Genomic DNA, 13,004 nt, shown 5'->3' with positions numbered 1-13,004 from the left:
CCGATGAACTTCTCGAAATTCTTCATTACCCGGCCGATCTTCGCCGCGGTGCTGTCACTGGTGCTGCTGATTGCGGGGTCGATCTCGCTGTTCCAGCTGCCGATCAGCGAATACCCCGAAGTGGTACCGCCCACCGTGGTGGTGCGCGCCAACTTCCCGGGTGCCAACCCCAAGGTCATCGGCGAAACCGTTGCCGCGCCACTGGAACAGGCCATTACCGGCGTGGAGAACATGCTGTACATGTCCTCACAGTCTACCGCTGACGGCAAGCTGACGCTGACCATCACCTTCGCGTTGGGTACCGACCTGGACAACGCCCAGGTGCAGGTGCAGAACCGCGTCACCCGTACCCAGCCCAAGCTGCCCGAGGAAGTGACCCGTATCGGTATCACCGTCGATAAGGCCTCGCCCGACCTGACCATGGTCGTGCACCTGACCTCGCCGGACAACCGCTACGACATGCTCTACCTGTCCAACTACGCCATCCTCAACATCAAGGACGAGCTGGCACGCCTGGGCGGCGTCGGCGACGTGCAGCTGTTCGGCATGGGCGACTACTCGCTGCGCGTGTGGCTGGACCCCAACAAGACCGCTTCGCGCAACCTGACCGCCAGCGACGTGGTGGCCGCGATCCGCGAGCAGAACCGCCAGGTCGCCGCCGGCCAGCTGGGCGCGCCGCCCGCCCCCGGCTCGACCAGCTTCCAGCTGTCGATCAACACCCAGGGCCGGCTGGTCAACGAGGAAGAGTTCGAAAACATCATCATCCGCGCCGGTGCCGATGGCGAAATCACTCGCCTGAAAGACATCGCCCGGGTCGAACTCGGCTCCAGCCAGTACGCCTTGCGCTCGCTGCTGAACAACCAGCCAGCGGTGGCCATTCCTATCTTCCAGCGCCCAGGCTCCAACGCCATCGAAATCTCCGACGAAGTGCGGGCAAAAATGGCCGAGCTGAAGAAGGACTTCCCCGAAGGCATGGACTACAGCATCGTCTATGACCCGACCGTGTTCGTCCGCGGTTCCATTGAGGCGGTGGTACATACCCTGTTCGAAGCCCTGGTGCTGGTGGTGCTGGTCGTCATCCTGTTCCTGCAGACCTGGCGCGCCTCGATCATCCCGCTGATGGCCGTGCCGGTATCGCTGATCGGTACCTTTGCGGTGATGCACCTGTTCGGCTTCTCGCTCAACGCGCTGTCCTTGTTCGGCCTGGTATTGGCCATCGGTATCGTGGTGGACGACGCCATCGTCGTGGTGGAGAACGTCGAACGTAACATCGGGCTTGGCCTCAAACCGATGGAAGCGACGCAGAAAGCCATGAGTGAAGTGACCGGGCCCATCATCGCCACCGCGCTGGTGCTGTGCGCCGTGTTCGTGCCTGCTGCGTTCATTTCCGGCCTGACCGGGCAGTTCTACAAGCAGTTCGCCCTGACCATCGCCATTTCCACGGTGATCTCGGCGTTCAACTCGCTGACCCTGTCGCCCGCCCTGGCTGCGGTGCTGCTCAAGGACCACCACGCACCCAAGGACCGTTTCTCGCGGGTTCTGGAAAAACTGCTGGGCAGCTGGCTGTTCGCGCCGTTCAACCGTTTCTTCGACCGCGCCAGCAACAGCTACGTCGGCGGCGTGCGCCGGGTCATCCGCTCCAGCGGTATCGCTCTGTTCGTGTATGCCGGCCTGATGGGCCTGACCTACCTGGGCTTCTCGTCCACCCCGACCGGTTTCGTCCCGGCCCAGGACAAGCAGTACCTGGTGGCCTTCGCCCAGTTGCCTGACGCCGCCAGCCTCGACCGCACCGAGGCGGTCATCAAGCGCATGAGCGAAATCGCCCTCAAGCAACCTGGCGTGGCCGACTCGGTGGCCTTCCCTGGCCTGTCGATCAACGGCTTCACCAACAGCCCGAACAGCGGCATCGTGTTCACCCCGCTGAAACCGTTCGACGAGCGCAAGGACCCAAGCCAGTCGGCTGCAGCCATTGCTGCCGCGCTGAACGCCCAGTTCGCCGACATTCAGGACGCCTACATCGCGATCTTCCCGCCACCGCCGGTACAAGGCCTGGGCACCATCGGCGGCTTCCGCCTGCAGATCGAAGACCGTGGCAACCTGGGTTACGAAGCGCTGTACAAGGAAACCCAGAACATCATCGCCAAGAGCCACAACGTGCCGGAGCTGGCGGGCCTGTTCACCAGCTACCAGGTCAACGTGCCGCAGGTCGATGCCGCCATCGACCGGGAAAAGGCCAAGACCCACGGCGTAGCGATCAACGACATCTTCGACACCCTGCAGGTCTACCTGGGCTCGCTGTATACCAACGACTTCAACCGCTTTGGCCGTACCTACCAGGTCAACGTGCAGGCTGAACAGCAGTTCCGCCTCGATGCCGAGCAGATTGGCCAGCTGAAGGTGCGCAACAACCTCGGCGAGATGATCCCGCTGGCGACCTTCCTCAAGGTCAGCGACACCTCCGGGCCAGACCGCGTGATGCACTATAACGGCTTTATCACCGCCGAAATCAACGGCGCCGCTGCCCCAGGCTACAGCTCCGGCCAGGCCGAGGCGGCGATCGAGAAGCTGCTCAAAGAGGAACTGCCCAACGGCATGACCTTCGAGTGGACCGACCTGACCTACCAGCAGATCCTCTCGGGCAATACCGCGCTGTTCGTGTTCCCGCTGTGCGTGCTGCTGGCCTTCCTGGTACTGGCGGCCCAGTACGAAAGCTGGAGCCTGCCGCTGGCGGTGATCCTGATCGTGCCGATGACCCTGCTGTCGGCCATCACCGGTGTGATCGTGTCGGGGGGCGACAACAACATCTTCACCCAGATCGGCCTGATCGTACTGGTGGGCCTGGCGTGCAAGAACGCAATCCTGATCGTCGAGTTCGCCAAGGATGAACAGGCCAAGGGCCTCGACCCGCTGGCGGCGGTACTGGAAGCCTGCCGCCTGCGTCTGCGGCCGATCCTGATGACCTCGATCGCGTTCATCATGGGTGTGGTGCCACTGGTGTTCAGCTCCGGTGCAGGTTCGGAAATGCGTCACGCCATGGGTGTGGCGGTGTTCTCGGGGATGATCGGCGTGACCGTGTTCGGCCTGTTCCTGACCCCGGTGTTCTTCTTCCTGATTCGCCGTTTCGTCGAGCGTCGCCAGGCCCGCAAGGCCGAACACGCGCCAGTGCTGGAGAACCATGCATGAACGTGCTCAAACCCCTGACCCCAAGCCTGCTGGCACTGGCCCTGGCGGCCTGTGCGGTTGGCCCGGACTACCAGGCCCCGGCCACTGAACCTGCGCAGCTGAGCAGCGACATGCAGGCCAAGGCCTACGACCGTAGCCGCTTCGAAAGCCTGTGGTGGAAGCAGTTCGACGACCCGGTGCTGAACCAGCTGGTGCAGGCGTCGCTGGACGGCAACCGCGACTTGCGCGTGGCCTTCGCCCGCCTGAAATCGGCCCGTTCGATCCGCGAAGACGCCGAAAACGATCAGTTCCCGGTGGTCACCAGCCGCGCCAGCAGCGACATCGGCAAGGGCCAGATCCCCGGCCAGACTACGCAGCGGGTCAACAGCGAGCGTTATGACCTGGGCCTGGACATGGCCTGGGAGCTTGACCTGTTCGGCCGCATCCAGCGCCAGATCGAAGCCAGCGAAGCCCAGGAGGCGGTGGCTGCCGCCGACCTGCAGCAGTTGCAGGTCAGCCTCATCGCCGAGCTGGTCGATGCCTACGGGCAGCTGCGTGGCGCGCAGTTGCGCGAGAAGATTGCCCTTGCCAACCTGAAGACCCAGCAGGAATCGCGCACCATTACTGAAACCCTGCGTGATGCTGGCGTGGGCAACGACCTCGACGTGGTGCGTGCTGATGCCCGCCTGGCCGGGGTTGAGGCCACCGTGCCGCAACTGCAGGCCGAACAAGCGCGAGCGCGGCACCGCATCGCCACCCTGCTCGGCCAGCGCCCGGACGCACTCAGCGTAGACCTGTCGCCCAAGGCGCTGCCGGCCATCGCCAAGGCGTTGCCGGTAGGCGACCCGGGCGAACTGCTGCGCCGCCGCCCGGACATCCGCAGCGCCGAACGCCAGCTGGCGGCTGCCACCGCCAACGTTGGTGTGGCAACTGCCGACCTGTTCCCACGCGTCAGCCTCAGCGGCTTCCTCGGCTTTACCGCCGCGCGCGGCTCGCAGATAGGCTCGTCGGCGGCCAACGCCTGGGCACTGGGCCCAAGCATTACCTGGGCAGCCTTCGACCTGGGCAGCGTGCGGGCCCGCCTGCGCGGGGCCAAGGCCGATGCCGAAGGGGCGCTGGCCAATTACGAGCAACAGGTGCTGCTGGCCCTGGAAGAATCGGCCAACGCCTTCAGCGATTACGACAAGACCCAGCAGCGGCTGTTGTCGCTGATGCGCCAGAGTGATGCCAGCCGCAAGGCGGCGGAACTGGCTTCGATTCGTTATCGCGAGGGTACGGTGGACTACCTGGTGCTGCTTGATGCCGAACGTGAGCGGCTAAGCGCTGAAGATGCGCAGGCCCAGGGCGAGGTCGAGCTGTACCGCGGCATTGTCTCGATCTACAAGGCCCTGGGCGGCGGCTGGCAACCGGAGACTGTGGCCAGCGCGCGCTGATACACCCCGTTTCAACGACTCCTTTGGTTGGCTCCTCCCCCAACCGTTTGCCCCGCAGGCCTTGGTTTGCGGGGCTTTTTTATGGTGGCCAGGTGCATGCCTCATGAGCTCTTCAGGGCCCCAAGGTGCATGCCACAGATTCTTCTGCGCCTGTGAGATCGAGCGCCGCCCGCGCGGCGCTTCGCGGCACAAGGCCGCTCCCACATCTGTTTCAGGCCAGTCCCTCCTGTGAAGACACCTCTGTCCGCCTTGCCTGTTCTCTTCGATATCGAAGGGGAGGCAGTTGTTCTTGATCAGTCTCCAGACATGCGCCGCAGCCAACCTGCCACAGGAATAACTGGCCCGAAACAGATGTGGGAGCGGCCTTGTGCCGCGAAGCGCCGCGCGGGCGGCGCTCGATTTCACAGGCGCTGAAAATGTTGTGGCGAACACCTGCGGCGCTCTATCTCCTAGACGCTGAAAATGTCGAGACAGACACTCGGTTGCATTTACCCCCCACCTGGCCCAAGCTCAGCCCTTCCCGCCGCCACGGACTGCCCGATGCCCAGACGCCACCGCTACCTGATCGCCGTGCTGCTGTTGATCCTGGTATCGGCCCTGTTCGGTTACCTGTGGCGCGATACCCCGCCAGCCCAGCCGGCCTTGCCTGTGCACAGCTACGCCAAGGCCTTGCGCCAGGCCCACGACGGCCAGCCTGGTGCTGCGCGGGTGCTGTACCAGCAGTTGCAACGCACCGACTTGCCGGCCATCCGCCGTGCGGCGCTGTATGTCGAATTGCCCAACTACCCCTCGCCCCAGGCATTGAAACTTGCCCGCCATGACCTGGAGCATGCCGACCCACTGGTGCGTCGGGCCGCGATTGCCGGTATCCGCCGCCTGCTGCCGGCGGCGCAGCGCAGCCTGGTGCTCGGCCCGCTGCTGGACGACGACGAACAAAGCGTGCGCTTTGCCGCCGTCGATGCCCTGCTGGGCCTCGAGCCGGATGATATCGGCCTGTACTTCGGCCCGCTGCAGGCGGCCCTGGAACACTACCAGCAGGCGCTGGAGCAACAGCCCGAGGATGCCGACGCCCAGGTGCACCTGGCGCGGCTGTACCTGCATGAGAGCGATTACGCCCAGGCCGCCACAGCCCTGCAACGCGCGCTTGCGGTTGACCCCGACAGCCTCGACGCCCTGGCCACCCAAGTACGCCTGCTGGAGCGCCAGGGCCAGCACGATGCCTCGCGCCAGGTACTCGGCAAGGCCCTCGCACTGAGCCCCGACTCGGCCTTCCTGCAGTACGAACTGGGGCTTTGGCTGAACCGCCACGAACAACGCGAATATGCCTTGCTGGCCTTGTCCCGCGCCGTGGAGCTGGACCCGGACAACGCCGACTACCGCTACACCCTGGCAGTCACCCTGCATGAGCTGGACCAGCTCGACGCCGCGCAAAGACAGCTGGAAACCGTGCTCAGCAGGCAGCCGGCCAATCGCCGGGCGCGGGTTCTGCTGATTCAATACTGGAAGGAGTCCGGCCAATTGCAGAACGTGCAGGTGCTGCTGGCCGAACTGGAACGGCAAAACCCGGACGACCCCGTGCTGCAACAGGGCTTATAAGCAGTTGCTGACTTTTGTTGAACCCTGGCCAGTGCCCGGGGTCCAGTGGGTATCAGGCCACCCCACAGGAGAATTCTTTTGGCCAGTTCGTTGGCGCTGGATGAGCGTGCCTTGATCCTGGCACCGCCGTTATTGGCGGCGGATACTTCACGCTTGCTCGCCTCCGCCGGCATCGATTGCCTGTGCGCAGTCGATCTGGCCAGCCTGCATGCGCGTCTGGCAGAAGGTGCAGGGATGGCGATCATCGCCGAACAGGTCTTCAGCCAAGGCCCCAGTGCGTTGCTGCAAGCATTTATCGACCAACAACCCTGCTGGTCGGATTTGCCAATCGTGCTGATGACCCAAGGCGCCTGGTCGGCCGCCGGCGTCAGTAACCACCCGGTGGGCAACCTGGTCTTGCTGATGGCGCCATTTGAAAACGCTCAATTGCTGCACATGACCCGGTCTGCTCTGCGCAACCGCCGCAGGCAATACCTGGCACGCGACCAGCTGGAAGACCTGCAACAACGCCTCGACCCTGGGCATGCGTCGCCAGGCGAAGCGCAGCAGCCTGATGAGCAAAGCCGGTTTCAGGCACGCAAGATGGAGGCCATCGGTCAACTCGCCGGCGGCGTCGCCCATGACTTCAACAACCTGCTCACCAGTATAGGCGGCAGCTTCGAGCTGATCGAACGGCGCCTGCGCCAAGGCCGCAATGATGGCCTGGACGGTGTGTTGCGCATGGGCCGCGAAGCCATCACGCGCGCCGCCCGCCTGACCCATCGCCTGCTGGCCTTCTCTTCCCGCCAGTCACTGCACAGCCAGCGAATAGACCTGCATGGCTTGCTTCAGTCCAAGCGCCTGAAGGCCTGCCTGAACCCAGGCATTACCTTGCACGTGCACATCGCCAAGGGCCTGTGGCCCGTGCAAGCAGATGACCAGCAACTGCAGGAAGCCCTCGACAACGTGCTTGTCAATGCCAGCGAAGCCATGCCCAGCGGTGGCCTGCTGCGCATCGAAGCGTATAACCAGCACATTGGCAGCGGGCATTTCGCTGAAGGCGCCCTGGACAAGGGCGACTATGTGCACCTGCGTATCATCGACGAAGGCCAGGGCATGGCTGCAAGCACACTGGAACATGCCTTCGAGCCCTTCTTCAGCACCAAGGCCATCGGCCAGGGTATCGGCCTGGGCTTGTCGATGGTGTACGGGTTCAGCCGACAGTCTCACGGCCACGTGACCCTGCACAGCCAGCTCGGCCAAGGTACCCAGGTAGACCTGTATCTGCCGCGCCATGTGGGTGAAAGCAAGCAGGCACGCCTGCCGACAGCGCCTGCGCAGCAAACCCGGACCCGCCATGTGCTGGTGGTCGAGGACGACCCTCATGTCCGGCAGTTGCTGTGCCAGGCCTTGCGCGACGACGGCTTTCCCTGCCAAGGCGCCGCCGACGCCAACGAAGGCCTGAACGTGCTGCGCTCAAACCAGCCGGTGGACCTATTGGTGAGCGACGTCGGCTTGCCCGGCATGAACGGCAGGCAACTGGCCGAAATAGCCCGAAACCTGCACCCGAACCTGCCGGTGCTGTTCATCACCGGCTATGCAGAAACGGCCATGGCCCGCGAGGGCTTCCTGGGTGCAGGCATGCACCTGATGTGCAAACCGTTCGAGCTCAAGCAACTGCAGGCGCAGGTGATGCAGATTCTCGGCAAGCCTTGACGCCGTCTATTCATCCAGCATGCGCAGCGCTTGGTCAGCAAGGTCAGCCAGCAGGAACGGCTTGTTCATCAATGCCGTGCCCGGCTGCTCCAGCAACTGCGCTTCGACAGGCTGGTCGGCATAGCCCGTGATAAACAGGATCTTCTGCTGCGCAAGCTGCATGCGCATGGCCTTGGCCACTTGCCGGCCACTGAAGCCGCCTGGCAAGCCGATGTCGGTAATCACCAGGTCGAACGGGCCATCATGACGAAAACTTGCCAGTGCGGAATTCGCATCGCCCATCTCGGTAACGTCGAAACCGCGCTCGGTCAGGTACTCGCGCATGACGGCCCGCAAGTTAAGCTCGTCATCAACCAGCAGCACACGCTCCCCTTGGGCCATGCGCTGCGAACGGGGTGCAGGCTTGGGTTCTTCCGCAACCGGCTCGTGGCACCGCGGGAAAAGCATGCAAACCTTGGTACCTTGCCCTGGGGTCGACTCGATCCAGGTATACCCACCTGACTGGCCGACAAACCCGTACACCATCGACAAACCAAGCCCGGACCCACGCCCGATGGGCTTGGTGGTGAAGAACGGTTCAAAGGCCTTGGCAATATCCACCGCTGCCATGCCATGGCCATCGTCCTCGACATGCAGCGCCACGTAGTCGCCTGGCGGCAAGCCATCCTCATTCGGAAAACAGGTTGCCAGCCGTTCATTGACGCTGCGAACGGTGATATTGCCACGCTCCAGGCACGCCTCACGGGCATTGGTACACAGGTTGATCAGTGCATTCTCAAGTTGCACGACGTCAAGGTTGACCGCCCACGGCGTAACATCCAGCTGCCAGTGCAAACACATTTCTGCGCCCAATGCCCGCAACAGCAAGGGTTCGCTCAAGCGTAATTGCCGATTGAAGACCAGCGGCTTGGGAGCCAATGGTTGATGACGGGAGAACGCCAGCAAACGATGGGTCAGTTCCATGGCCCGCTGCACCGAGTCACGCGCGACATCCACATAGGCCTCTACCCGCTCCAGGCGTCCTTCCTGCAGCCGCCGCTGCAGCAATTCGAGGCTGCCGCCGATGCCGGACAGCAAGTTGTTCATTTCATGCCCCATACCACCCGCCAACTGGCCAACCAACTCCATGCGCTCGTTGTTGCGCATCAGCGCTTCGGATTGGCGCGCGGCTTCTTCGCGGTCGTCGGTGATATCCCGACCGACCGCAGTCAACAGGCTACCGTCGAATCGCCCTCCCCAGCGAAACCAGCGGTAATGGCCGTCGTGGTGGCGCAGCCGCGTCTCCACCTGCTCGGCGTTGCTGTACTGCAGCAGCCCGGACACTGCCACCTGCACTTCGGTGCGATCGGCAGGATGCACCAGTTCCAGTACAGGCATACCCAGCACCTGCGCTTCTTCCCAGCCCAGAATGCGGTACCAGGCAGGGTTGGCAGATTGCAGCCTCAACTCGGGGGTTACCGCCATCATCGCTTCGCGCGAAAGCTGCCACAACTGTTCACGCTCGGCCACATGGCGCTTGATCTGATGCTCGAAATCGTGCGCCTGCTCGCGCCAATGGCGGTAAGCATCAACGCTGGCCGTGGTCTCGATAACAGTGTGCAGAAACCCCGCTACATTGCCCGCCTCATCGCGCAGCGGCGCATAACCGAACGCGCACCACAAGGGCTCGGCGCTCTCACCGCGCACAATCTTCAGCGGTGGGTCCTCGACAAAGTTCGAATGCCCATCCAGCGCCTCGAATACCCAGCTCCCGACTGCCGACCACACATCTGCCCACAGCGCATCGAACGATTTGCCCAGCGCATCCGGGGTAACTGCCCGCAGTGCCCGGTAACCGTCGTTGTGCACCAGGCAGAGGTCTGCGCCCCACACCACTGCGCACGGGAACGGTGAAAGGTGCATCATGTCGACGGCAATGCGCAATGAAGCTGGCCAGCGCGGTAATGGTCCGAGCGATGTACGCCCCCAGTCGAACCCGGCGATCCGCTCGCCCATCAGGTCGGGCGCTAACGCTACAGGCGGTTTCAGCTTGACCTGCGGTGTGGGCTCGCTCGGCGTTCCATGTGCGACCAATATCGTGACTCCAGCAGTGCTCAGGGTTGACGACAGGTCTGCCAGGCCCGGCAGGCCTACCCGTGGATTTTGTTCAAGTTAGCACAGCACGCGGCACGCACCATGGCGGACTTGCAACTGCGAGCTATGCTGATTAGGTTTTCCATCGGGCCAAGGAGCACCGGCCCATCAGGTTACCGACGGGAGCATGGTCATGAGCAAGAAAATGCTGGTAGTGCTGACCAATACAGCCAAGTACCCGACCCTCAAGCGGGCCACAGGCCTGTGGCTGGGAGAAGCCGTGCATTTTGTCGAGAAGGTCGAACAAGCTGGCTACGCCGTCGATTATGTCAGCCCCTTGGGTGGTTACGTGCCGATCGACCCGCACAGCCTGCAGATGGCACCCGACCTGGACTGGCAATGGTATGACAACAAGGGTTTCATGACGCACCTGGGCAACACCCTGAGCCCTGGCCAGGTAAAAGCAGACCAGTATGAGGTCATCTACTACACCGGTGGGCACGGGGTAATGTATGACTTTGCCGACAATCAGCCGCTTCAGGAGCTGGCCCGCAAAATCTATGAAAACCAGGGCGTTGTTGCGGCCGTGTGCCATGGCGTGGTCGGCCTGCTGAACATCAAGCTCAGCGACAACAGCCTGCTGTTGAAGGATCGCCAAGTGACGGGTTTTTCCAACACCGAGGAAAAACTGGCCGAACTGGACAACGTAGTGCCCTTTCTCACTGAAAACGAACTCGGTGCCCGTGGCGGTAACTACAGCAAGCACGATGACCCCTGGCAACCGTACGTGGTTGCAGATGATAGGCTGATTACCGGACAGAACCCCGCCTCCACGGCATTGCTGGCCGATAAAGTGCTGGAAAAGCTCAAAGGCCATTAAGAACCTACATCCGGTTTCTCTATTTCCTATCGCGCTGACTGCACCTGGCCTACAGCAGACCGGCCAATTAATACATAGGCTCAGGGTTCAGCTGTTCACTACGAACAGTCTTGGAGCGGAGAACGATGGCCTATGTCGAACATCATGCACGCCAGGCGCAGCATGCTGGATACGCTGATGCTCATTGCGGTGGGCCTGGTGCCCGTGGTTTCCGGATTGCTGGTAATGGTTTATCAGCTGGAAGCGAAACTCGCGGAGAATGCGAGCATTTCAGTTCAAGAAGCGGTTTTCAGCGTTGACCAGGCACTGGACAGGATGCACGAGACAGCCACTCGTGCCATGCCTTATGCGGGCAAACCCTGCAATGATGCCCGCAGTGCATTGCTGGATCAGGTTGCCAACCGCTCCATGGTCAGGTCGCTTACCCTGCTGAAAGGTAATCAGGCCTACTGCAGCACCACGTCGGAGCCGCTTACGCACTTGGCCTCATTTGCCCAGTCCGGGCGACAGGTGGAGATCTCATATGGAACACCGGACAAACGTCAAAAGTTGTTGGTCAACTTCCACTTGTTCGACAAGGACAAAGGCGTGATCGTAACCGCCTACGCCATGCAGCTTCGCAACGAACTGGACGGCTTTCAAGACGGCTTCATACTCCTGTTGGAGTTTGACGACCGCTATATCTGGAGCAAAGGTGACAGCCGAGATGCGCAGCGCCCCTCGAAAGTCGAATTTTCTGCAAGTGCGCAGTCGTCCAAATATGGGTATCGGGTCAAGGGCGGTTATCCGCACGGCTTTACTGCACAGGAAATCCAACAATCAATTCTGACGATCCTGCCGTCGCTGATACTGGTTGGCATCATGACCGGCGCGATTGTTTATCTGGGGCTGCTCAGGCAGCGTGGCAGCAGACGCGAAAGCGCCGCCAGCCGTGCTTGACGGCCGCGGCGCCCAAGGCGTATCAGTCGGTGCTTAGCACACCACGACGGACCTGGTCACGCTCGATGGATTCGAACAGTGCCTTGAAGTTGCCTTCACCAAAACCATCATCACCCTTGCGCTGGATGAACTCGAAGAACACCGGGCCAAGCAGGGTTTCCGAGAAAATCTGCAGCAACAGGCGCTTGTCTCCAGGCTGCGAGGCGCCATCAAGGAGAATGCCGCGTGCTTGCAGCTGGTCAACCGGCTCGCCATGGCCAGGCAGGCGTTCTTCAAGCATTTCGTAGTAGGTTTGCGGCGGAGCGGTCATGAAACGCATGCCGAAGCCCTTCAGCGCATCCCAGGTCTTGAGCAGGTCGTCGGTCAGAAACGCGACGTGCTGAATGCCTTCGCCGTTGAACTGCATCAGGAACTCTTCGATCTGCCCGGCACCTTTGGACGACTCTTCGTTCAGCGGGATGCGGATCATGCCATCCGGTGCGGTCATCGCCTTGGAAGTCAGGCCGGTGTACTCACCCTTGATGTCGAAGTAGCGAATTTCACGGAAGTTGAACAGCTTCTCGTAGAAACCGGCCCAGTAGGCCATACGCCCGCGGTACACGTTGTGGGTCAGGTGGTCGATGATCTTCAGGCCGGCACCCACCGGGTTGCGGTCCACACCTTCGATGAAGTTGAAGTCGATGTCGTAGATCGAGCTGCCTTCCTCGAAACGGTCGATCAGGTACAGCGGTGCACCGCCGATACCCTTGATCGCTGGCAGGCGCAGCTCCATAGGGCCAGTTTCGATTTCTACCGGCTGGGCACCCAGCTCCAGCGCACGGGCATACGCCTCATGGGCATTGCGCACGCGGAACGCCATGCCGCATACCGACGGGCCGTGTTCGGCGGCAAAGTACGAGGCGATGCTCTTGGGTTCGTTGTTCAGGATCAGGTTGATGCCGCCCTGGCGATACAGGTGAACATCCTTGGAACGGTGGGTAGCCACTTTGGTGAAGCCCAGTATCTGGAATACCGGTTCCAGGACGCCTGGGATAGGCGAAGCCAGTTCGATGAACTCGAAGCCCATCAGGCCCATTGGATTGTCGAAGATATCAGCCATGTTCGTGTCCTCATCTGCAGCGTAAATTATTGATTGCGTGGGATGTCGAACAGAAACGGCGGGGAGCACGGGATGCCTCGCACGCTGCGGGCGAGGAAGCCACCCATAATCAGCTTGAACCCATGAT

At 62.0% G+C, this 13,004-nt stretch carries 8 protein-coding genes; 6 read left to right on the top strand and 2 right to left on the bottom strand.

All coding sequences use genetic code 11. From position 1 onward, the window contains the following. Nucleotides 1-3: 3 nt before the first annotated feature. The 4 genes from ACIP02_RS16675 (at nt 4) to ACIP02_RS16660 (ending at nt 7,886) form a co-directional block, all read left to right on the top strand. Nucleotides 4-3,183 (top strand): efflux RND transporter permease subunit, encoded by a 3,180-nt coding sequence (locus ACIP02_RS16675; RefSeq protein ID WP_400618028.1) that lies wholly within the window; start codon nt 4-6, stop codon nt 3,181-3,183. Next, the gene (locus ACIP02_RS16670) at nt 3,180-4,595 is read left to right on the top strand and encodes an efflux transporter outer membrane subunit (protein WP_400618026.1); all 1,416 of its coding nucleotides are present in this window, start codon (nt 3,180-3,182) and stop codon (nt 4,593-4,595) included. Before ACIP02_RS16675 ends, ACIP02_RS16670 begins: the two co-directional genes overlap by 4 nt. Nucleotides 4,596-5,135: 540 nt before the next feature. Beyond that, nucleotides 5,136-6,191, top strand: a complete 1,056-nt coding sequence (locus ACIP02_RS16665; RefSeq protein ID WP_400618024.1) for a tetratricopeptide repeat protein — start codon at nt 5,136-5,138, stop codon at nt 6,189-6,191. Nucleotides 6,192-6,269: 78 nt separating this feature from the next. Beyond that, nucleotides 6,270-7,886 carry a response regulator gene (locus tag ACIP02_RS16660; RefSeq protein WP_400618022.1) on the top strand — a complete coding sequence of 539 codons (1,617 nt, stop codon included), beginning with the start codon at nt 6,270-6,272 and terminating at the stop codon, nt 7,884-7,886. Between the two features lie 6 nt (nt 7,887-7,892). Here ACIP02_RS16660 and ACIP02_RS16655 read toward each other — a convergent pair whose 3' ends face one another. Next, complete coding sequence (locus tag ACIP02_RS16655) at nt 7,893-9,959, bottom strand: ATP-binding protein (protein ID WP_400618020.1); 2,067 nt, start codon at nt 9,957-9,959, stop codon at nt 7,893-7,895. Nucleotides 9,960-10,152: 193 nt separating this feature from the next. On the opposite strand from ACIP02_RS16655, the gene ACIP02_RS16650 reads away from it, so the two are divergent. Then, nucleotides 10,153-10,839, top strand: a complete 687-nt coding sequence (locus ACIP02_RS16650) for a type 1 glutamine amidotransferase domain-containing protein (RefSeq protein WP_400618018.1) — start codon at nt 10,153-10,155, stop codon at nt 10,837-10,839. 132 nt (nt 10,840-10,971) lie between these two features. Next, nucleotides 10,972-11,778: a CSS-motif domain-containing protein gene (locus ACIP02_RS16645; RefSeq protein WP_400618017.1), complete on the top strand. Its 807-nt coding sequence runs from the start codon at nt 10,972-10,974 to the stop codon at nt 11,776-11,778. 22 nt (nt 11,779-11,800) lie between these two features. On the opposite strand, the gene hppD is transcribed toward ACIP02_RS16645, so the two are convergent. Then, the gene (hppD, locus tag ACIP02_RS16640; RefSeq protein WP_400618015.1) at nt 11,801-12,877 is read right to left on the bottom strand and encodes a 4-hydroxyphenylpyruvate dioxygenase; all 1,077 of its coding nucleotides are present in this window, start codon (nt 12,875-12,877) and stop codon (nt 11,801-11,803) included. Between the last annotated feature and the right edge of the window lie 127 nt (nt 12,878-13,004).

Origin of the sequence: Pseudomonas sp. NPDC089408, assembly GCF_044749445.1 — a bacterium.
Lineage (GTDB): Bacteria > Pseudomonadota > Gammaproteobacteria > Pseudomonadales > Pseudomonadaceae > Aquipseudomonas.
The sequence above is the reverse complement of the archived record's forward strand: the minus strand, read 5'-3'. Positions and strand labels throughout refer to the sequence as shown.

What these genes read in the sequence shown, in the direction of transcription:
- ACIP02_RS16675 (WP_400618028.1), top strand. Translation starts at nt 4, where the DNA reads ATGAACTTCTCGAAATTCTTCATTACCCGGCCGATCTTCGCCGCGGTG.
- ACIP02_RS16670 (WP_400618026.1), top strand. Translation starts at nt 3,180, where the DNA reads ATGAACGTGCTCAAACCCCTGACCCCAAGCCTGCTGGCACTGGCCCTG.
- ACIP02_RS16665 (WP_400618024.1), top strand. Translation starts at nt 5,136, where the DNA reads ATGCCCAGACGCCACCGCTACCTGATCGCCGTGCTGCTGTTGATCCTG.
- ACIP02_RS16650 (WP_400618018.1), top strand. Translation starts at nt 10,153, where the DNA reads ATGAGCAAGAAAATGCTGGTAGTGCTGACCAATACAGCCAAGTACCCG.
- ACIP02_RS16645 (WP_400618017.1), top strand. Translation starts at nt 10,972, where the DNA reads ATGTCGAACATCATGCACGCCAGGCGCAGCATGCTGGATACGCTGATG.
- hppD (WP_400618015.1), bottom strand. Translation starts at nt 12,877, where the DNA reads ATGGCTGATATCTTCGACAATCCAATGGGCCTGATGGGCTTCGAGTTC.